Consider the following 19,200-nt stretch of genomic DNA (forward strand, 5'->3'; position numbering starts at 1 on the left):
CGTGCTCGGCACCGGGGTCGGGCGCGGGCCGCCGGCCCGTCGCCGCGCGGGCCAATCCTAGCCCTCGATTTTCGAGAAATCCGCGACCTGGTCCAGGGCCGCGCGCAGCGTCGCCAGCAGCCCGAGGCGGTTGCGCCGGGTGGCCGGGTCGGGGTCGTTCACCGTGACCGCCTCGAAGAAGCTGTCCACGGGGGCGCGCAGCGTGGCCAGCGCGGCCATGGCGGCGGTGAAGTCTTCCCGCGCCAGGGCGTCGCGTGCCGCGGGGGCGGCGGCGTCCAGGGCGGCGGCCAGGGCCCGCTCCTCGGGGGCGCTCAGCAGGGCGCTGTCCACCGCGGCGGCGTGCGGGCCGTCCTTGCGATCCTCGATGCGGAGGATGTTGGCGGCGCGGCGGCCGGCGGCCAGCAGGTCGGCGCCTTCGGGGGTGGCGAGGAAGTCGCGCAGCGCCGCAGCGCGGGACAGCAGGCGGTTGAGGTCGTCCTCCGCCCCGCCGCGGGCGCCGAAGGCGGCGGCGAGGACGTCGTGCCGGGCGCCCTCGGCGCGCAGCTGCACGCGCAGGCGGTCGGCCAGGAAGTTCAGCACCCCGGCGGCGAAGGCGGCCACCATCGGCGGGTGGGCGGAGCGGCGGTCGGGCTGGAAGCCGGCCTCCATCGCCTCGGTGGCCACGGCCATGCCGAATTCCGGCCGGGCGGTGGCGCCCTGGGCGCCGGGGAAGCCGAAGAAGGCTTCCGCCACGGCGTCGGCCAGCGGCAGGCGGAGGCCGTTCTCCCGGACGATGCGGATCACGCCCAGGGCGGCGCGGCGCAGGGCGAAGGGGTCGCCGGAGCCGGTGGGGCGCTCGTCGGCGGCGAAGAAGCCGGCCAGCTGGTCCAGCTTGTCGGCCAGCGCCACGGCGACCGAGACGGGGGCGCGCGGTACCTCGTCGGTGGGGCCGAGCGGGCGGTAATGCTCGCCGATCGCGGCGGCAACCTCCGGCGGCTCACCGTCATGGGCGGCGTAGTAGCGGCCCATCACGCCCTGCAGTTCGGGGAACTCGCCCACCATGCCGGAGGCGAGGTCGGCCTTGGCCAGCTTCGCGGCGCGGGCGGCGAGCGCGGGGTCGGCGCCGACGGCGGGGGCGAGGTGGCGGGCCAGGCGTTCCAGGCGGCGGATGCGCTCGCCCTGGGTGCCGAGCTTGGCGTGGAACACCACGGAATCCAGCTTGGGCAGGCGGCTTTCCAGCCGTTCCTGGCGGTCACCGTCCCAGAAGAAGCGGGCGTCGCTGAGGCGGGCGCGGAGGACGCGCTCGTTGCCGGCGATGATCGCCGCGCCGCCGTCCTCGGCCTCGATGTTGGCGGCCAGGGCGAAGCGGTTGGCGGCGGCGCCGTCCGGGGTGCGGGTGGCGAAGTAGCGCTGGTTCACCCGCATGGTGGTGCGCATCACCTCGGGCGGCAGGTCCATGAATTCGTCGTCGATGCGGCCGAGCAGCGGCACCGGCCATTCCACCAGCCCGGCCACCTCGGCCAGGAGGCCGCGGTCGGGCACCACCTCCAGCCCCTCGGCGGCGAGGAGCTGGGCGATGCCCTCCTCGATGATCCGCTCGCGCTCGTGGGCGTCGGGGATCACACCGCGCTCGCGCAGGCCCGCGGCCCATTCCTTGACGGTGTGGGCGGCGAAGGCGCCGGGGGCGAGCAGGCGGTGCCCCTCGGTCAGGTCGCCGGAAGCGAGGCCGTGGCCGTCATCCTCGCCCTGGCGGAGGTCGAAGGGCACCACGGCGCCGTCGAAGACGCAGAGGATGCGCTTGAGCGGGCGCACCCAGGTGAAGGCCGAGGTGCCGCCCCAGCGCATGGATTTGGGCCAGGGAAAGCGGCGGAGGATGCCGGGCAGCGCCTCGGCGACCAGCTCGGCCGTGGGGCGGCCGGGGCGGCGGATCACGGCGTAAAGGTAGCTGCCCTTGCCGGTGTCGCGGGCTTCCAGCTGGTCCCGCGTCATTCCCGTGGCGCGCAGGAAGCCGTCCAGCGCCGGGCCGGTGGCGTCGGCGCGCGGGCCGCGGCGCTCTTCCTCCGTGGCGGCGGTGGCGGCGGGCAGTTGGGCCGAGAGGGCGATGCGGCGCGGGCCGTGGAAGCTCCGCAGGTCGGAGGGTGTGAGGCCGGCGGGCTTCAGCGCCTCGGTCAGCAGGCGGGACAGGTCCTCGGCCGCCCGCGCCTGCATGCGCGCCGGGATCTCCTCGGAGAAGAGTTCGAGCAGGAGTTCGGGCATCAGGCCGCCTCCCCCGCCACCCAGCCTTCGCAGCAGCGTTTCGCCAGGGCCCGGACGCGGCCGATGAAGGCCGCGCGTTCCGTGACCGAGATGGCGCCGCGGGCGTCGAGCAGGTTGAACAGGTGGCTGGCGGCGATGCACTGGTCGTAGGCCGGCAGCGGCAGGTTCCGGTCGGCCAGGGCGTTGCACTCGGCTTCCGCGTCGGCGAAGTGCTGGAACAGCCTGGCGACGTCGGCATGCTCGAAATTGTAGGCGCTGAACTCCCGTTCGGCGCGCAGGAACACGTCGCCGTAGGTCACCCCAGCGCCGTTGAAGTCCAGGTCGTACACGTTCTCCACGTCCTGCACGTACATCGCGAGGCGTTCCAGGCCGTAGGTCATTTCGAAGGAGGGCAGCACCACCGGGATGCCGCCGACCTGCTGGAAGTAGGTGAACTGGCCGACTTCCATGCCGTCGCACCAGACTTCCCAGCCCAGGCCCCAGGCGCCCAGCGTCGGGCTTTCCCAGTCATCCTCCACGAAGCGGAAATCGTGCTTCAGCGGGTCCAGCCCGATCTCCCGGTAGGAGGCCAGCAGCAGGTCCTGCGCGTCGGCCGGGCTGGGCTTCATGATGACCTGGTACTGGTAGTAGTGCTGCAGGCGGTTCGGGTTCTCGCCGTAGCGGCCGTCCGAGGGGCGGCGCGAGGGCTGCACGTAGGCGGCGCGCCAGGGCTTGGGGCCCAGCGCCCGCAGGGTGGTGGCGGGGTGGAAGGTGCCGGCGCCCACCGACATGTCGTAGGGCTGCAGGATCACGCAGCCTTGCCGGCTCCAGTAGCCGTGCAGGCGCAGGATCATCTCCTGGAAGGAGGGCGGTCGGTCGTCGGCGCGGGGGGTGTCCACCATCGTGCCGCACCCTTACGGCGGCGCCGCGCCAGCGGCAAGGAAGCCGGTGCTGCACTGCGGCAAGGGTGGCGCGGCGAAGCGGCGGGATGCCCGGGCGTGCCGCCGCGGAGCGCGGGGCATCACGCCCGTTTCCCGGTCCGGGAACTGGCCGACTCGCCCGGGCCGGTTGCCAGGCATGGCGGGTTGCGCCGGGCCCCGATGCTGCGGCGCGGACCGGCTGCGCCCCGCACCATTGACGACGGCCGGAACGGCTGCGCGCCATCCGGTCTTCCCGCCAGGAGACACCCGCATGCACCCCACCGAAGCGCTGATCCGCCGCTACTACGACGCCTTCAATGCCGGGAACTGGGACGGCATGCTCGCCTGCCTGGCCGAGGATGTGGCGCATGACGTCAACCAGGGCGACCGGCAGGTCGGGCGCGACGCCTTTGCCGCCTTTCTGCGGCACATGGAGCAGTGCTACCGCGAGCAGCTGCGCGACATCGTCGTGATGGTGGACGCCACCGGTACCCGCGCCGCGGCGGAGTTCGTGGTGGAGGGCGAGTACCTCCACACCGACGAGGGCCTGCCGGAGGCCGCCGGGCAGCGCTACACCCTGCCCGCGGGCGCGTTCCTGGAGGTGCGGGACGGGCGGATCGCCCGGCTTTCCATGGCCTACAACCTGCGGGACTGGATGCGGCAGGTCGGTGGCTGAACGGCGCCGGGGCGGATGAGCTGCGGAAGGCCGGGGGAGTGAACTCCCCCGGACCCCCTCCTTCTTTCGGGAGTAGAAGAGCGCCCTCGGCCACCTGCGCGCCCCAAGACTCCCGAAAATAGAAGGGGGTCCGGGGGGATACCTCCCCCCGGCTTTCTGCCCCTTCAGCGCGGCCGCACGTCGTAGACGAAGATGCGCGTGTGGTCGTCCTCGGGGGCGAACCAGAAACGCAGCCCGGCGCCCTGGGTGGCCACGGCGAAGGGGTTCTGCGTCATCGGCAGGCCGCCGCCCGTCCACAGCTCCACCGGCAACTGGTGCACCGGGGCCCCGCGGGCGAGGTCCACCAGTTCCAGCCCGCCCAGGGCCAGCACGGGGCCTTGCGGACCCTGCGGCCGGTACTGGTTCAGCCCGCCGCACAGGGCCATTCCGTCGCCGACGGAATGGCAGTCCTGGTAGTCCACGTACTGCGCCGGGTTGGCGCGCGGCCGCGCCGCGGCGGGGTCGCCCTCGGGGCGGCCGTCGGCGCCCAGCTTCCAGGCATAGAAGCGGCGCGAGCCCCAGGACACGCCGTGCAGCGTGCCCGAGGCGCGGTCGAACACCAGCCCGCCGATGTGGTCGGGGGCGCGGAACATCTCCTCCGCCCGCAGGGTGGCGGGATCGACGCGGTAGATGATCGAGCGGCTGTTGGGCCGGTATTCCGCCACCGGCACCCAGAGATGGGTGCCGTCGAAATCCACGCCGCCGGGGTGGTAGATGTCGCCCTCGCCCAGCGTCGCGGAGCGCAGGAGGGCGCCGTCCGGCCCGACCTCGAACAGGTGGCCGGTGCCGCGGCCGGCGTCGCGGTCCAGCCCGTCGCGCGGGGCGTCATAGCGCCGGGTGGGCTGCAGGATCTCCACGGAGGAGAGCAGGAAGCGGTCGCCCACCCGCGCCATGCCCTGCGGGTGGAAGCTGGGAAAGGGCAGGTCGATCGTGGCCACCGGTTCCCAGGCCGCGCCGCGGCCCAGGGTGCGGAAGCGGTCGGCCAACCCGTCCTGCGCCAGGGCGGGCGGGGCGATCGCGGCCAGTCCGAACAACAGCAGCAGGGCGGTGGGGAGCTTGGGCATGCCGGCCAGCATGCACCCGGTTCGCGACGGCAGGGTTGCAGAAACGTTGCGCGGCGATGACGGCCGCGCGGTGCGGGAACGCCCCGCACCGCTTTTCCGCTGGCAATCCCGCGGGTGCGGGGGCATATAACGGCCGTTCGGGCGTGGCCGCGAGGCCGCGCTCCCTTCCGCGCACGCGGTGGGCTGCAGGACGCGCGCCGCGCCGCGGCGTTTCCGGTCACATGGTTTCCCGCCGCCCTGGCTACGCGGCCCCCATGCCACCCGAGACGCCGGGCACCCTCCCCCTTTTCGATCCGGGGCGGGCCGCCGGGGCGAGTTGTTCTTCATCCCCGTCGCGTCGCACCCCACCCCCGATCCCGGCACCGCCGGGATGCGGGGCCGACAGGATGCACGCATGTTCGAGAACTACTACCGCAAGGATATCGCCTGGGGTGGCAAGACCCTGACGCTTGAGACGGGCAAGGTCGCCCGCCAGGCCGATGGCGCCGTGATGGCCCGCCTGGGCGACACCATCGTGCTCTGCACGGCGGTAGGCTCCCGCTCGGTGAAGCCGGGCCAGGACTTCTTCCCGCTGACCGTGAATTACCAGGAGAAGGCCTTCGCCGCGGGCAAGATCCCCGGCGGCTTCTTCAAGCGTGAGGGCCGTCCCTCCGAGTTCGAGACCCTCACCTCCCGCCTGATCGACCGGCCGATCCGCCCGCTGTTCCCCGACGGGTTCCGCAACGAGGTCCAAGTGGTCGCGACCGTGCTGTCGCATGACCTGGAGAACGATCCCGACATCGTCGCGATGGTCGGCTGCTCCGCCGCGCTGACGCTGTCCGGCATCCCCTTCTTCGGCCCGATCGCCGGCACCCGCGTCGGCTATATCGACGGCCAGTACGTGCTGAACCCGACCGCCGAGGAGCGGAAGCGCTCGGTGCTCGACCTCGTGCTCGCCGGCACCGCCGAGGGCGTGCTGATGGTGGAGTCCGAGGCGCAGGAGCTGACCGAGGAGGTCATGCTCGGCGCCGTGGAGTTCGGCCACAAGGGCTTCCAGCCCGTGATCGCCGGCATCATCGAGCTGGCCGAGCGCGCCGCCAAGGAGCCCTGGCCGCTGGCCGAGGTGTCCGAGGCCGAGGTGGCGCTGAAGAACCGCATTTCCGAGCTCGGCCGCGCCCAGATGGCCGAGGCCTACAAGGAAACCCAGAAGCTGCTGCGCCAGAACAAGGTGGGCGCGGTGAAGAAGGCGGTGGCCGAGGCGCTGACCGCCGAGGGCCTGGATGCCGGCGCCGCCAAGGGCCTGCTCAAGGAGCTGGAAGCGGACGTGGTCCGCAACGCCATCCTGGACACCGGCCTGCGCATCGACGGCCGCGACACCAAGACCGTGCGCCCGATCGTGGCCGAGGTCGGCGTGCTGCCGCGCGCCCACGGTTCGGCGCTGTTCACCCGCGGTGAGACGCAGGCCTTCTGCGTGGCGACGCTGGGCACCGGGCAGGACGAGCAGATCATCGACGCCCTCGCGGGCGAGTACCGCGAGAACTTCCTGCTGCACTACAACTTCCCTCCGTACAGCGTGAACGAGACCGGCCGCATGGGCTCGCCCGGGCGGCGCGAGGTGGGCCACGGCAAGCTGGCCTGGCGCGCCATCCACCCGCTGCTGCCGGAAAAGGAGAAGTTCCCCTACACGCTGCGTGTGGTGAGTGAGATCACGGAGAGCAACGGCTCCTCCTCCATGGCCACCGTCTGCGGCACCTCGCTGGCGCTGATGGATGCGGGCGTGCCGCTGAAGCGTCCCTGCGCCGGCATCGCCATGGGCCTGATCAAGGAGGATCGCGGCTTCGCGGTGCTCAGCGACATCCTGGGCGACGAGGACCACCTCGGCGACATGGACTTCAAGGTGGCCGGCACGGAGCAGGGCATCACCTCGCTCCAGATGGACATCAAGATCACGTCCATCACCTTCGACATCATGCGCACGGCGCTGGAGCAGGCCAAGGACGGCCGCATCCACATCCTGGGCGAGATGGCCAAGGGCCTGACGGGCGCGCGCACCGACGTGGCCGCCAACGCCCCGAAGATCACCGTGATCAACGTCCCCAAGGACAAGATCCGCGAAGTGATCGGCACGGGCGGCAAGGTGATCCGCGAGATCGTGGAGCAGACCGGCACCAAGATCGACATCGAGGATGACGGCACGATCAAGATCGCGTCGTCCTCCCCCGAGGCGACCCAGGCCGCGATCGACCGCATCAAGGGCATCACCGCCGAGGCCGAGATCGGCACGATCTACAACGGCACCGTGGTGAAGACCGCCGATTTCGGCGCCTTCGTGAACTTCCTCGGCGCCAAGGACGGCCTCGTCCACATCTCCGAGCTGGGCCAGGAGCGGGTGAACAAGACCACCGACGTCGTCAACGTGGGCGACAAGGTGAAGGTCAAGGTCATCGGCTTCGACGACCGCGGCAAGGTCAAGCTGTCCATGCGGGTGGTGGACCAGGCCAGCGGCGCCGACATTTCCGAGCAGGTCGGCGCCCGCCGCCCGCGCGAGGGTGGCGAAGGCGGCGAGAATGGTGGCGGCGGCGAGCGCCGGGAGCGCAGCGACCGGGGTGACCGGGGCGGCTTCCGCGGCGGCGACCGTGACCGCGGCCCCCGCCGCGACCGCGGCGACTTCCGCGAGGGTGGCGACCGCGGCCCCCGCGACAACGCCGAGTAAGCGTCACCCAGATGTGACGGATCCGGCCGGCGCCCCTCGACTCGGGGCCCGGCCGGGCCATATCTCGGCTTCCCCTCGGGAAAACAGGACGAGCCTGCCGTGAAGGCCATCAACGCGATTCGTATGGGGGGCGTCGACGTCCTCCCCCTCGTCGAGGGCGGCAAGGGAGTCGCTGCCTCCAACGGCGCCTCCTGCGGCGGCTGGGCGGAAGCCGGCGGCGTCGGCACCTTCTCGGGCGTCAATGCCGACAGCTACGACGCGGCGGGCAATCCCATTCCCCAGGTCTACCACGGCAAGACGCGCCGCGAGCGGCACGAGGAGCTGGTGGCCTACGGCATTTCCGGCGGCATCACCCAGGCCCGCGAGGCGCATGAGCGCTCCAACGGCCATGGCCGCGTGCACATCAACGTGCTGTGGGAGATGGGCGGCGCGGAGCGGGTGCTGCGCGGCGTGCTGGAAGGGGCCAAGGGCCTGATCCACGGCGTCACCTGCGGCGCGGGGATGCCCTACAAGCTCAGCGAGATCGCGCGCGAGTACCGCGTGCACTACTATCCCATCGTTTCCTCCGGCCGCGCCTTCAACGCGCTGTGGAAGCGCGCCTACCACAAGGCCCAGGAATGGCTGGGCGGCGTGGTGTACGAGGACCCCTGGCTGGCCGGCGGCCACAACGGCCTGAGCAACAGCGAGAACCCGCGCAAGCCGGAAGACCCCTTCCCGCGCGTGCTGAACCTGCGCAAGACCATGCGCGAAGCCGGGCTGGGCGACGTGCCGATCATCATGGCCGGCGGCGTCTGGTGGCTCGAGGAATGGCAGGACTGGATCGACAACCCCGAGCTGGGTCCGATCGCCTTCCAGTTCGGCACCCGCCCGCTGGTGACGCGCGAGAGCCCGATCCCCGATGCCTGGAAGCAGCGCTTGCTGACGCTCAAGGCTGGCGACGTGAGCCTGCAGAACTTCTCGCCCACCGGCTTCTATTCATCCGCCGTGCGCAACGACTACCTGCGCGACCTGGAGGGCCGTTCCGAGCGGCAGGTGGCCTATACCTCCGAGCCGATCGGCGAGCATTCCGCCCAGTACGGCGTCGGTCCGCGCAAGCGGGCGGCCTGGCTGGTGCCGGGCGACCTGGCCCGCGTGCGGCAATGGGAAGCAGCCGGCTTCACCGAGGCGCTGCGCACCCCCGACGACACGCTGGTCTTCGTGACGCCCGAGGCGTCGCGGCAGATCCTGGCCGACCAGGTGGCCTGCATGGGCTGCCTCAGCCAGTGCCGCTTCTCCAACTGGTCGCAGCACTCGGCCGATTTCTCCAACGGCAAGAAGGCCGATCCGCGCAGCTTCTGCATCCAGAAGACGCTGCAGGACATCGCCCATGGCGGCGACGTGGAGAACAACCTGATGTTCGCCGGGCACAATGCCTATCGTTTCGCCTCGGACCCGTTCTATTCCAACGGCTACATCCCGACGGTGAAGGAACTGGTGGGGCGCATCCTGACGGGGCGCTGAGCGCCGCCCTTTCCGGAACGGCCGCGTGGGAGGCCTCCCGCGCGGCCGTTGTTGTTTTTGGCACGGGGGAACAGGAAGCCGGGGGGAAGTATCCCCCGGCCCCTCTTCTATTTTCGGGAGTTTGCGGGGGTGCTTGCGGCACCCCCAAACTCCCGAAAGAAGGAGGGGGTCCGGGGGAGTTCACTCCCCCGGCCTTCCCTGCCCTTCCGGTGCAGCCACCATGAGCGCATCCTCGCCGCCATGAGCGAATTCCAAGACAAGGGCGTCATCGTCACCGGTGCCGCCGGCATCTATGGCCGCTGGATCGCCGCGGCCTTTGCCCGGGAAGGGGCGCGGCTCTGCCTGTCGGACAACCGGCGCGACGCGCTGGAACGAACGGCGGCGGATCTCGGCCTCGATCCCGCCCACACGCTGCTGCACACCACGGAACTGCGGGAGGAGAGCTCCATCCTCGACCTCGCGAACACGGTGCGCGATAGCTGGGGCGCCCCGGACATCCTGGTGAACAATGCCGGCATCTATCCCGGCGGCGACCTGTTCGACCTGCCCACGGACGAGTGGGACCGGATGTTCGACATCAACGTCCGCGCCGTGTTCATCCTGTCGCGCGAGGCGGCGCGGCTGATGGTGGGCAAGGGCATCAAGGGCAGCATCGTCAACATCTCCTCCGGCGCCTCGCGCAAGATGAATCCGGGGCGGGTGGCCTATTGCGCCTCCAAGACCACGCTGGAGCGGCTGACCAAGGGGCTGGCGCTGGACTTCGCGCCGCGCGGCATCCGGGTGAACGCGGTGGAGCCGGGCTTCGCGCCGGGCAGCGAGGTCAGCCCGCTGACCGACGAATACGTGGCCAACATGCTGACCCGCATCCCGCTGGGCCGCAGCAGCGGGCCGGAGGATGCTTCGGGCGCGGTGCTCTACCTGTGCTCGGAAAAGGCGTCCTACGTCACCGGGGCGGTGCTGACGGTGGATGGCGGCAACTCCATCCGCACCTGACGCGCCGCGGCCCGCCCTGCACGGGCCGCCGGGCATCCCGGGCCCGATGGCGCCGTCGCGGCGGCCCACCCGGTGTCCCGGCGCCGTCGTGGCGGGGCTGATCCCGTGACCCTGTCGCGCGCCGACTACCTCGGCACGGATGCCACGGGATGGGCGGCCCGCGTCGCCGCGCGGGATGTGTCGCCGGCCGAGCTGCTGGCCGCGGCGCAGCGGCAGGCGGAAGCGCTGAACCTGGCGGTCGGCGCGATCTGCCGCTTCACCCCGGACGTGGCCGCCGAAGCCCTGGCACGGTTGCCGTCGGGCGCCGCCCTGCCCTTTGCCGGCGTGCCCTTCCTGGTGAAGGACCTCGGTGCCCCCTTGGCGGGGGTGCCGACCGTGGCGGGCAACCGGCACCTGCAACGCCACGCCACCCCCGCGCCGCGGGATGGCGAACTGATCGCCCGGTTCAAGGCGGCCGGTCTGGTCACCTTCGGCAAGACGGCCGTGCCGGAATTCGGGCTGAACCTGGCCACGGAACCCGCCATCGGCCCGATCTGCCGCAACCCCTGGGACCTCGGGCGCGGGGTGGGCGGGTCCTCCGGCGGCTCGGCCGCGGCGGTGGCGGCGGGGATCGTGCCGATGGCGCATGCCACCGATGCCGGCGGTTCCATCCGGGTGCCGGCGGCGGCCTGCGGGCTGGTGGGGCTGAAGCCCGGGCGCGGGGTGATCCCGCAGGGGCCGGATTTCGGCAACCTCATGCACGGTCTGGCCAGCGAGCTGGTGGTCAGCCGCAGCCTGCGCGACACCGCCCGCGCCCTGTCGCTGCTGGCCGCGCCGCCGATCGACGGCCCCTTCCCCTCTCCCTTCCCGGAAGGGCTGCCGCCCGACCTGCACGCGCGCGACCCGGCGCCTGGGCGCATCCTGCTGCTGTGTGCGGCGCCGGATGGCAGCCCGCTGGCGCCGGAATGGGCGGATGCCGCCCGTTCCGCGGCCGCTATCCTGGAAGCCGCGGGGCAGGAGGTGGTGCCGCTCGACCCCGCCGCCCTCGCGCCCTTCTGCGAGGCAGCGGCGCAGGCCTTCGTCACCCTGGCCTGCCGCAACCTGGCCGGCGCGGTGCGCGCCCTGCGTCCGGCGCCGGAGGACATGGAGCCGATCTCCTGGGCCACCGCCCGGCGGGGCGAGGCGCTGCGTGCCGCCGATTTCGGCGCGCTGGAAATCGCCCTGGCCCGGCTGGCGCACGGCATGGCCGGGCTGCTGCGCGGGGCGACGGCGCTGCTGACTCCGGCCCTGTCCGGCCCGCCGCCCCCGGTCGGCACGCTGCGCACGGATGGCGACGACGTGGCGGCGCATTTCGGCCGCTTCGCCGCCCTGGCGCCCTTTGCCGCCCTGGCCAATGCCGCCGGGCTGCCGGCGATCGCCGTGCCGCACGGGCTGGATACCGCGGGACGGCCGCTTTCCGTGCAGCTGCTGGGGCGCACGGGGGGCGAGCCCGCGCTGCTGGCCCTGGCCGGGGTGCTGGAACGCGCCGCGCCCTGGACCGGCCTAGCGCCGCTGGCCTTCACCGCCGCGGCATAGCGCGGGCGTTCCCGCCGCGGCAGCCGTCCGGCATCCGGCGGGTCCGGGGTGCTCCTGGCCCGGCGCTTGCCTCCGGCCGGGACGGCGCCGGTGCCCTCGGGGGTTCCGGCGTAGCGCGAGGAGGCGCCCTTTCCATGTCGGCCAGCACGGCCTGCGGCGGTTCATGCCCGAACTGAGGGTGCACCGCCTGCCCATGGCGCATCCGGGCGACGTGTCCGCCCTGGCCGCGCTGCTGGAGGCCGGCACGCTGCGCGCGTCCGAGATTCGCGCGGTGATCGGCAAGACCGAGGGCAATGGCGGGCTGAACGACTTCACCCGCGGCTACTTCACCCAATCCCTGCTGCTGCTGCTGTCGCGCCGGACGGGGGAAGCGCCCGAGACCCTGGCCGAACGCATCCCCTGCGTGCTGTCGGGCGGCACGGAGGGCGTGCTGTCACCGCATTACTGCGTCTTCGCGGTGCAGCCCGGCGACGCGGCGGGCGAGGGCCTGGCGATCGGCACCGCTTTCGGGCCGCCGGTGGCGCCCGGCGATGTCGGCCACGGCGCGCAGATCCGCCGCGTCGCGGCCACGCTGCGGGCGGCGATGCGGGATGCGGGGATCGCGGACCCCGCGCGCGTGCGGCTGGCCCAGGTGAAGTCGCCCGCCGGCGGGCCGGGGCAGCTGCTGTGCTCGGTGGCGGCCGGGGCGCTGGGCGTGGCGGTGGGCCTGGGCGAGATTTCGGCGGCGGCGGCGGAGGCCGCGCTGCTGGAAGACCCGTCCGTGTTCTCCGAGCGCGCCAGTGCGTCGGCCGGGGTGGAGGTGCTGCGCGACGAGGTGGTGCTGTTCGGCACGGCCGCGGGCTGGGGCGGCGGCTTGCGCCTGGCGGTGCGGCCGATGGCCGACGCGCTGGACCTCGGCGCCGTGCAGGCCGCCTTTCGCGACGTCGGGCTGGCGCCCGACCCGGACGTGCCGCCGGACCAGCGCGGGCGCATCGCGGCGGTGCTGGCCAAGGGCGAGCCGGACCGCTCCGGCCGGGTGCGCGGGCAGCGCCACACCATGCTGGGCGACACCGACCTGGAGGCGCAGCGGCACCTGCGCGGCGCGCTGGGGGCGGTGATCGCCGCCGTGGCGGGGGACGGGCGGATCTTCGTGTCGGGGGGCGCGGCGCACCAGGGACCGCCGGGGGGCGGGCTGGTGGCGGTGATCGCGCGGGATGAGGGAGTGGGCGCGTGAGGATCGGCATCATCGGCACCGGCGTGGCGGGCAGCCTGCTGGCGGAACGCCTGGACGGTGCGCCGGGCATCGAGACGGCGGTGTTCGAGCGCGTGCGGCCCGGCGAGCATGCCGAGGCCGGCACCGGGCTCAACCTCGGGCCCAACGCGGCCAAGGCGCTGCGCCTGCACCTGCCGGAACGCCACGCGGCGCTGCGCGAAGCCTCGCTGCCCTGGCGGCGCTGGTTCGTGGACCTGGCCGACGGCACGCGGCTGCTGGACCTCGACCTGCTGGAGGTGGCCGACGAGCCGGGCGTGCGCATCCGCTGGTCGGAACTGTACCGCGTGCTGCGCGCGCCGGTGGCCGGGATCACGCGGCACGGCCACGCGCTGGAAGCGGTCGAGGAGGACGCGGCCGGGCGGCTGGTGCCGGTGTTCCGCCGCGCCGACGGCGAACTGGCGCGGCACGGCGGCTTCGACCTGCTGGTGGGCGGCGACGGGCGCTACAGCCAGCTGCGCGCGTTGACGGCCGGGGTGCCGGAGCCGCGGCAGCTCGGCGTCTGCATCTGGCGGCTGCTGGTGCCCGACGCGACGGACTGCCCCTTCGACGACTACGGGCAATGGTTCAACGGCAACGCGCGGCTGCTGGCCTTCCGCGTGCCGGGCAACGCCGTCTACGTCGCCGGCACCTTTCCGCTGGGCGAGGACGGGCAGATCACCGCGGAGCATCGCGGCCTGGACTACCAGCGCCGGCTGTTCCTGCCGCCGGACGCGGAGCCCAGCGCCGACGTGGCCTGGATGCTGGCGCAGATCGCCGCCCGCTTCGGGGAGATCCACTGGGCGCGCTCGGCCGACGCGCCGATGCTGCGGCACAGCCCGGACGGCCGGGCGCTGTTCCTGGGCGACGCGGCGCAGGCGATGGTGCCGACGCTGGGCCAGGGCGCCACCCAGGCGGTGGAGGACGGCGTGCTGGCCGGCGCCGTGCTGCGCGCCGGCGGCGACGTGCGCGCGGTGGCGGCGCTGCGCGACCCGCGGGTGGGGTTCGTGCGCGACCTCAGCTGGGCCGCCAGCGACACGCTGCTGCCCGGGGTCGATTCGGTGGCCGGCACCCGCAAGAAGAACGGCGAAGCCTTCCGGGCCGAGCTGCGCCGCCTGTACCGCGACGTGCCCGGGCCGGAAGAGCTCCTCGCTGCCTGATGCAGCGGAGTGGCCCGGAAGGCCGGGGGAGTGAACTCCCCCAGACCCCCTCCTTCTTTCGGGAGTAAAAGAGCTCTGGCGGCCACGGGCGCACGCGAAAACTCCCGAAAATAGAAGGGGGTCCGGGGGATACTTCCCCCCGGCTTGCTGGCTGTCACTCAGCCCTGACGGGGACCACCGCCGGGATTCAGCCCAGCCTGGGGTAGCGCGCCGGGTCGAAGAAGCTTTCCCCGGCGCGGTAGCGGCGCGCCTCGGACATGTCAGGCGGGGCGCCGTCCTCGCAGGCACCGTCGAAGGTCAGTTCCAGCTGCACGCCGGAGGGGTCGTAGACGAAGAGCTGCCACAGGGTGGTGCCTGGCACCAGGAATTCCCGCCAGTCCAGCCCGGCCGCCACGAAACGCTGCCGGAAGGCATGGTAGCCGCGGCAGGCCAGGGAAACATGGTCGATCGCCGCCGTGCCCTGCGGCGCGGCGCCGTCCGGGCCCATCGCCGGGCCGCCGGCATAAACGTGCAGCAGCGCCGGCCCGCCCGGCAGCGGCACCGCCAGCCAAGCGCCGGGATAGCCGAAATCCGGCCGCTGCACGTCGCGCAGGCCGAGCAGCCCGACATAGAAGGCGCGCGTCGCGGCGAGATCGTTGGTTTTCACGGCGACATGGAACAGGCCGGCGACGAGCGGCTCTGCGGCATCGGGCATGGGGGGTGTTCTTCCAGCAGGTTGCATCCGCCGGGGGCAAGGGATGTGCCAACGGCCGCCGCCACGCCGCGTCGCAGCCGGGTTCCACGGCCCCGGCACGCTGGAGAGCAGTCTGCCCGTCCCGGCGGCAGCCCTGGCCGTGGCGCGCCCGGCCGCCGCGCCCTGGTCCCGAGGCAGGGGAACAAGGTCGAGCCGGGGGAGGCATCCCCCGGACCCCCTGCGATTTTCGGGAATTTTCGCGCACCCCGGTGGCTGGCGCAGCACTTCTGCTCCCGAAAGAAGGAGGGGGTCTGGGGGAGTTCACCCCCCCGGCCTTTCCCCTGGCCCTGATGTTGCACGGCCCCAGGCTTGGCCACACGGAGCCCCGACGCTTGTTGGACGACGCAGGGCGGGCATGAAGCCGGCCCCCTTCCGCTACCACGCTCCCACCACGCTGGCCGAAGCCCTGGCGCTGAAGGCCGGGCATGGTGAGGAAGCGCGCTTCCTCGCTGGCGGGCAGAGCCTGATCCCGGCGATGAACTTCCGCGTCGCGCAGCCCGCCGTGCTGATCGACCTGAACCGCGTCGCGGAACTGGACCGGCTGGCGGTGGACGAGGCCGGCACGCTGCGGGTCGGCGCGCTGTGCCGCTACCGCCGGCTGGAACGCGACCCGGCGGTGGCCGCCCGTTTCCCTATCATCCCCGAAGCGCTGGCCGAGGTCGCGCACCCGCAGATCCGCACCCGCGGCACGCTGGCCGGCAACCTGTGCCATGCCGACCCGGCTTCCGAGATGCCGGCCGTGGTGCTGGCGCTGGAAGGCCGCCTGCACCTGCGCAGCGCCGCCGGCGAGCGCTGGCTGGACGCGCAGGATTTCTTCCTGGGCGCCCTCTACACCGCCCTGCGGCCGGACGAGATGCTGTTGGAGATCGCCCTGCCCGCCCTGCCCGCGCGCAGCGGCACCGCCTTTCTGGAACTGGCGCGGCGGCGCGGCGATTACGCCATGATGGGCGTCGCCGCCGTGGTTACGCTGCGCGCCGATGGAAGGGTGGAACGGGCGCGGCTGGCCTGCTGCAATGCCGGGGATACTCCCCTCGCGGCGGCGGAGGCCGCGGCCGCGCTGGCGGGGGCTCGGCCGGATGCGGCGGCGATCCGCGACGCGGCGGCGCTGGTGCGCGGCGCCGTGCAGCCCGCCGGCAACCTGCATGCCTCGCCCGCCTATGGCCGCCACCTCGCGGGCGTGCTGGCCGAGCGTGCGCTGCGCCTCGCCACCGCGCGGGCCGCCGCGGCCGCCGGCTTCCCGCCCCCGGACTGGGCGGCGCCGCTCCCCGGCACGGCCCCGCATCCCGCCGCCGCACCGTTTCCCGTCACCTCCCTCCCGGCCGCGCTGCCCGAGGTTCCCGCATGAGCGACGCGCCCCACCCGATCTCCGTCACGGTGAACGGCCGCACCTATCGACGCGCGGTGGAGCCGCGCCTGCTGCTGACCGACTTCCTGCGCCACGAGCTGCGGCTGAGCGGCACCCATGTCGGCTGCGAGCACGGCGTGTGCGGCGCCTGCACGATCCTGCTGGACGGCGAGCCGGCGCGCGCCTGCCTGACCCTGGCGGTGCAGGTGGACGGCCACGCCGTGTCCACCGTGGAAGGCATGGCGCCGTCGCGCGACGCGCTGCACCCGATCCAGCAGGCCTTCCGCGACGCGCACGCGCTGCAATGCGGCTACTGCACGCCGGGCATCCTGATGACCGTGCAGGCCTTTCTGCGCGACAACCCCGACCCGGACGAGCACGCGGTGCGCGACGCGCTGTCGGGCAACCTGTGCCGCTGCACCGGCTACCAGCACATCGTGGACGCCGTGCTGCTGGCCGCCGCCCGGCCGCGCGGGGCCGCGGCGTGAACGCCGTGCCGCCCCTCCCCGGACGTCCCGCGGGGGCGCCCGCCAGCACCGGCGACGCCGTGCACCGGGCCGCTGCGCCCGCCGCTTCTCCCGGCAGCGCGACGGCACGGGTTTCGCCCGCCGGCGGCGAAACGCGCTTCTTCGGCGCCCCCGTGTCCCGCAACGAGGACCCGCGCCTGCTGACCGGCCGCGCGCTGTTCGTGGACGACGTGGAACTGCCGGGGATGCTGCACGCTGCCCTGCTGCGCTCGCCGCACGCGCACGCGCGCATCGCCGGCATCGACGCGGCTGCCGCCCGTGCGCGCCCCGGCGTGGTGGCAGTCTTCACCGCGGCCGATCTCGGGGACTACTGGCAGCCCGGCCCGCTGCTGGTGCCGCCGCCGCCTACCATCCCCGGGCTGGAATTCCACCAGCGCACCCAGGTGCCGCTGGCGCGCGACGTGGTGCGCCATGTCGGCGAGCCGGTGGCGCTGGTGATCGCCGAGAGCCGCTACCTGGCCGAGGATGCCGCGGGTGAGATCGAGGTGGAGTACGAGCCGCTGCCGGTGGTGGCCGACCTGGAAGCCGCGCTGCAACCCGGCGCGCCGCTCGTGCACGCCGATCTCGGCCACAACGTCGCGGCGCGGGTGCACCAGCGCAAGGGCGACTACGCGGCGGCGAAAGGGCGCGCCGCGCACGTGATCCGCCGGCGCTACTCCTACGAGCACGGGCTGTCCGCGCCGATGGAAACGCGCGGCGTGGTGGCGCAATGGGACGGCAAGGCCGACAAGCTGACGGTGTGGGACACCACCCAGGCCCCCGTGGCGATCCGCAACGGCTTGGCCGCCATGCTGGGGCTGAGCGAGCGGCAGGTGCGGGTGATCGCACCCTTTATCGGCGGCGGCTTCGGCCCGAAGATCATGATGTTCTACCCGGAGGAAGTGCTGATCCCCTGGGCGGCGCTGCAACTCGACCAGCCGGTGAAGTGGATCGAGGACCGGCTGGAGCATTTCTTCGCCACCACCCATGAGCGCGGTCAGATCCACGAGGCCGAGCTGGCGCTGGACGCGGAGGGCCGGATCCTGGGCATCCAGGACCGCTTCCTGCACGATACCGGCGCCTACGATCCCTACGGGCTGACCGTGCCGATCAACAGCCAGTGCACGCTGCTCAACGTCTACGACGTGCCGCATTACGACAGCGCCTTCACCGCCGTGTTCACCAACCGCACGCTGGTGACGCCGTATCGCGGCGCCGGGCGGCAGCACGGCATCTTCGTGATCGAGCGGCTGCTGGACGCCGCCGCACGCGAGTTGGGGATCGACCGCGCGGAGATCCGCCGGCGCAACCTGATCCGTCCCGATGCCTTCCCCTACGACAACCGCATCATCTACCAGGACTTCGCGCCGCTGGTGTACGACAGCGGCGACTACGAGCCGATCCTGGACAAGGCGCTGGACGCCATCGGCTACGCCCAGTTCCTGCGCGAAGAGCAGCCGCGCGCCCGCGCCGAGGGGCGGCACCTCGGGATCGGGATCGTCTGCTACGTCGAGGGCACCGGCATCGGCCCCTACGAGGGCGCCCGCGTGCACGTGCAGAACAGCGGCAAGGTCAGCGTCGCCACCGGCATCGGCACCCAGGGCCAGGGCCACTACACCGCCTTCGCGCAGATCGTGGCCGACCAGTGCGGCGTGGACCTGCGCGACGTGGAGGTGGTGACCGGCGACACCGACCAGTTCGCCTGGGGTGCGGGCACCTTCGCCAGCCGCGGCGCCGTGGTGGCCGGCAACGCCGTGCAGCAGGCCGCGCTGGTGGTCCGCCAGAAGATCCTGCGCGCCGCCGCCGAGCACTTCGAGTGCGCGGAGGCCGACCTGGTGATCGCCGACGGCCAGGTCTCGATCCTCGGCGTGCCCGGGCATGCCATCCGCCTCGGCGCGCTGGCGCAGCTGGCCAACCCGATGCGCGGCGCGGTGCAGCCGGGCACGGAGCCGGGGCTGGAGGCCACGCAGTATTTCGGCCCGGCCAGCGGCGCCACTGCTTCGGGCGTGCACGCCATGATCGTGGAGGTGGACCCGCTGACCATGGCCGTTTCCATCCGGCGCTACGTCGTGGTGCATGACTGCGGCACGGTGATCAACCCGCTGATCCTGGCCGGGCAGATCCATGGCGGCGTGGCCCAGGGCATCGGCAACGCCTTCTTCGAGAAGATCGCCTATGACGCGGAGGGCCAGATCCTCAACGCCTCCTTCGCCGACTACCTGCTGCCCACCGCGCTCGACGTGCCGCGGATGCAGCTGGAACACACCGTCACCCCTTCCCCGCTCAACCCCATGGGCGTGAAGGGTGCCGGCGAGGCGGGCGCCATCCCCGTCGGCCCGCTCTTCGCCCAGGCCGTGGAGGACGCCCTCGACCTGCCGGCCCGCGGGGTCGAGATCCGCGAAATCCCGCTCAGCCCGTGCCGCCTCTGGGAACTCGCGTCCGGGGCGTCCTGACGGGATCGGGGTGGTTCCTTGGTGTTCGGGCCGTGGCCAAAGGGGCTCTGCCCCTCTGGACACCCTGCGAGGAGCTTAGACTCCTCGACCTCATGAGTGCCTCCGGCGGGGGCGGGTCGGACA

At 73.0% G+C, this 19,200-nt stretch carries 14 protein-coding genes; 10 read left to right on the top strand and 4 right to left on the bottom strand.

Annotation, left to right across the window (positions count from 1 at the left end):
* Positions 1–57 precede the first annotated feature (57 nt).
* Both glyS and ACLIBK_RS06255 read right to left on the bottom strand, forming a co-directional pair.
* On the bottom strand, positions 58–2,235 hold the full coding sequence (gene glyS, locus ACLIBK_RS06250) for a glycine--tRNA ligase subunit beta (RefSeq protein WP_415386373.1): 2,178 nt from the start codon (positions 2,233–2,235) through the stop codon (positions 58–60).
* Entirely contained in the window at positions 2,235–3,116 is an 882-nt protein-coding gene (locus tag ACLIBK_RS06255; protein WP_415386374.1) for a glycine--tRNA ligase subunit alpha, read from the bottom strand. Before ACLIBK_RS06255 ends, glyS begins: the two co-directional genes overlap by 1 nt.
* Positions 3,117–3,405: 289 nt before the next feature.
* On the opposite strand from ACLIBK_RS06255, the gene ACLIBK_RS06260 reads away from it, so the two are divergent.
* A complete protein-coding gene (locus ACLIBK_RS06260; protein ID WP_415386375.1) occupies positions 3,406–3,810 on the top strand; it encodes a ketosteroid isomerase-related protein in 405 nt (134 codons plus the stop codon).
* Positions 3,811–3,974: 164 nt separating this feature from the next.
* Here the strand turns inward: ACLIBK_RS06260 and ACLIBK_RS06265 are convergent, their stop codons facing one another.
* On the bottom strand, positions 3,975–4,913 hold the full coding sequence (locus ACLIBK_RS06265; RefSeq protein ID WP_415386376.1) for a DUF6454 family protein: 939 nt from the start codon (positions 4,911–4,913) through the stop codon (positions 3,975–3,977).
* 394 nt (positions 4,914–5,307) lie between these two features.
* Between ACLIBK_RS06265 and pnp the strand changes: the two genes are divergently transcribed.
* The 6 genes from pnp (at position 5,308) to ACLIBK_RS06295 (ending at position 14,040) form a co-directional block, all read left to right on the top strand.
* Positions 5,308–7,605 (top strand): polyribonucleotide nucleotidyltransferase, encoded by a 2,298-nt coding sequence (gene pnp / locus ACLIBK_RS06270; RefSeq protein WP_415386377.1) that lies wholly within the window; start codon positions 5,308–5,310, stop codon positions 7,603–7,605.
* 99 nt (positions 7,606–7,704) lie between these two features.
* Positions 7,705–9,105 carry an NAD(P)H-dependent flavin oxidoreductase gene (locus ACLIBK_RS06275; protein ID WP_415386378.1) on the top strand — a complete coding sequence of 467 codons (1,401 nt, stop codon included), beginning with the start codon at positions 7,705–7,707 and terminating at the stop codon, positions 9,103–9,105.
* A 240-nt stretch (positions 9,106–9,345) separates the two neighbouring features.
* Positions 9,346–10,098, top strand: coding sequence for an SDR family NAD(P)-dependent oxidoreductase (locus ACLIBK_RS06280; protein WP_415386379.1), 753 nt, complete (start codon positions 9,346–9,348; stop codon positions 10,096–10,098).
* Between the two features lie 105 nt (positions 10,099–10,203).
* Entirely contained in the window at positions 10,204–11,652 is a 1,449-nt protein-coding gene (locus tag ACLIBK_RS06285; protein WP_415386380.1) for an amidase, read from the top strand.
* 163 nt (positions 11,653–11,815) lie between these two features.
* Positions 11,816–12,865 carry a ring-opening amidohydrolase gene (locus ACLIBK_RS06290; protein WP_415386381.1) on the top strand — a complete coding sequence of 350 codons (1,050 nt, stop codon included), beginning with the start codon at positions 11,816–11,818 and terminating at the stop codon, positions 12,863–12,865.
* Positions 12,862–14,040 carry a hypothetical protein gene (locus ACLIBK_RS06295; protein ID WP_415386382.1) on the top strand — a complete coding sequence of 393 codons (1,179 nt, stop codon included), beginning with the start codon at positions 12,862–12,864 and terminating at the stop codon, positions 14,038–14,040. Before ACLIBK_RS06290 ends, ACLIBK_RS06295 begins: the two co-directional genes overlap by 4 nt.
* 187 nt (positions 14,041–14,227) lie before the next feature.
* Here the strand turns inward: ACLIBK_RS06295 and ACLIBK_RS06300 are convergent, their stop codons facing one another.
* On the bottom strand, positions 14,228–14,734 hold the full coding sequence (locus tag ACLIBK_RS06300; RefSeq protein ID WP_415386383.1) for a VOC family protein: 507 nt from the start codon (positions 14,732–14,734) through the stop codon (positions 14,228–14,230).
* Between the two features lie 394 nt (positions 14,735–15,128).
* On the opposite strand from ACLIBK_RS06300, the gene ACLIBK_RS06305 reads away from it, so the two are divergent.
* The 3 genes from ACLIBK_RS06305 to ACLIBK_RS06315 are packed head-to-tail and all read left to right on the top strand — an operon-like array spanning position 15,129 to position 19,077.
* The gene (locus ACLIBK_RS06305; protein ID WP_415386384.1) at positions 15,129–16,118 is read left to right on the top strand and encodes an FAD binding domain-containing protein; all 990 of its coding nucleotides are present in this window, start codon (positions 15,129–15,131) and stop codon (positions 16,116–16,118) included.
* Positions 16,115–16,606, top strand: a complete 492-nt coding sequence (locus ACLIBK_RS06310) for a (2Fe-2S)-binding protein (protein ID WP_415386385.1) — start codon at positions 16,115–16,117, stop codon at positions 16,604–16,606. The genes ACLIBK_RS06305 and ACLIBK_RS06310 overlap by 4 nt, the downstream gene beginning before the upstream one ends.
* A 5-nt stretch (positions 16,607–16,611) precedes the next feature.
* Positions 16,612–19,077: a molybdopterin cofactor-binding domain-containing protein gene (locus tag ACLIBK_RS06315; RefSeq protein WP_415386386.1), complete on the top strand. Its 2,466-nt coding sequence runs from the start codon at positions 16,612–16,614 to the stop codon at positions 19,075–19,077.
* The last annotated feature ends 123 nt before the right edge of the window (positions 19,078–19,200 follow it).

Source organism: Roseomonas sp. BN140053 (assembly GCF_047690175.1).
GTDB lineage: Bacteria > Pseudomonadota > Alphaproteobacteria > Acetobacterales > Acetobacteraceae > Roseomonas.

Excerpts from the sequence above, each read along its gene's own strand:
- ACLIBK_RS06290 (WP_415386381.1), top strand. The coding sequence starts at position 11,816 with ATGCCCGAACTGAGGGTGCACCGCCTGCCCATGGCGCATCCGGGCGAC.
- ACLIBK_RS06260 (WP_415386375.1), top strand. The coding sequence starts at position 3,406 with ATGCACCCCACCGAAGCGCTGATCCGCCGCTACTACGACGCCTTCAAT.
- ACLIBK_RS06265 (WP_415386376.1), bottom strand. The coding sequence starts at position 4,913 with ATGCCCAAGCTCCCCACCGCCCTGCTGCTGTTGTTCGGACTGGCCGCG.
- ACLIBK_RS06310 (WP_415386385.1), top strand. The coding sequence starts at position 16,115 with ATGAGCGACGCGCCCCACCCGATCTCCGTCACGGTGAACGGCCGCACC.
- ACLIBK_RS06300 (WP_415386383.1), bottom strand. The coding sequence starts at position 14,734 with ATGCCCGATGCCGCAGAGCCGCTCGTCGCCGGCCTGTTCCATGTCGCC.
- pnp (WP_415386377.1), top strand. The coding sequence starts at position 5,308 with ATGTTCGAGAACTACTACCGCAAGGATATCGCCTGGGGTGGCAAGACC.
- ACLIBK_RS06305 (WP_415386384.1), top strand. The coding sequence starts at position 15,129 with ATGAAGCCGGCCCCCTTCCGCTACCACGCTCCCACCACGCTGGCCGAA.
- ACLIBK_RS06280 (WP_415386379.1), top strand. The coding sequence starts at position 9,346 with ATGAGCGAATTCCAAGACAAGGGCGTCATCGTCACCGGTGCCGCCGGC.
- ACLIBK_RS06255 (WP_415386374.1), bottom strand. The coding sequence starts at position 3,116 with ATGGTGGACACCCCCCGCGCCGACGACCGACCGCCCTCCTTCCAGGAG.
- glyS (WP_415386373.1), bottom strand. The coding sequence starts at position 2,235 with ATGCCCGAACTCCTGCTCGAACTCTTCTCCGAGGAGATCCCGGCGCGC.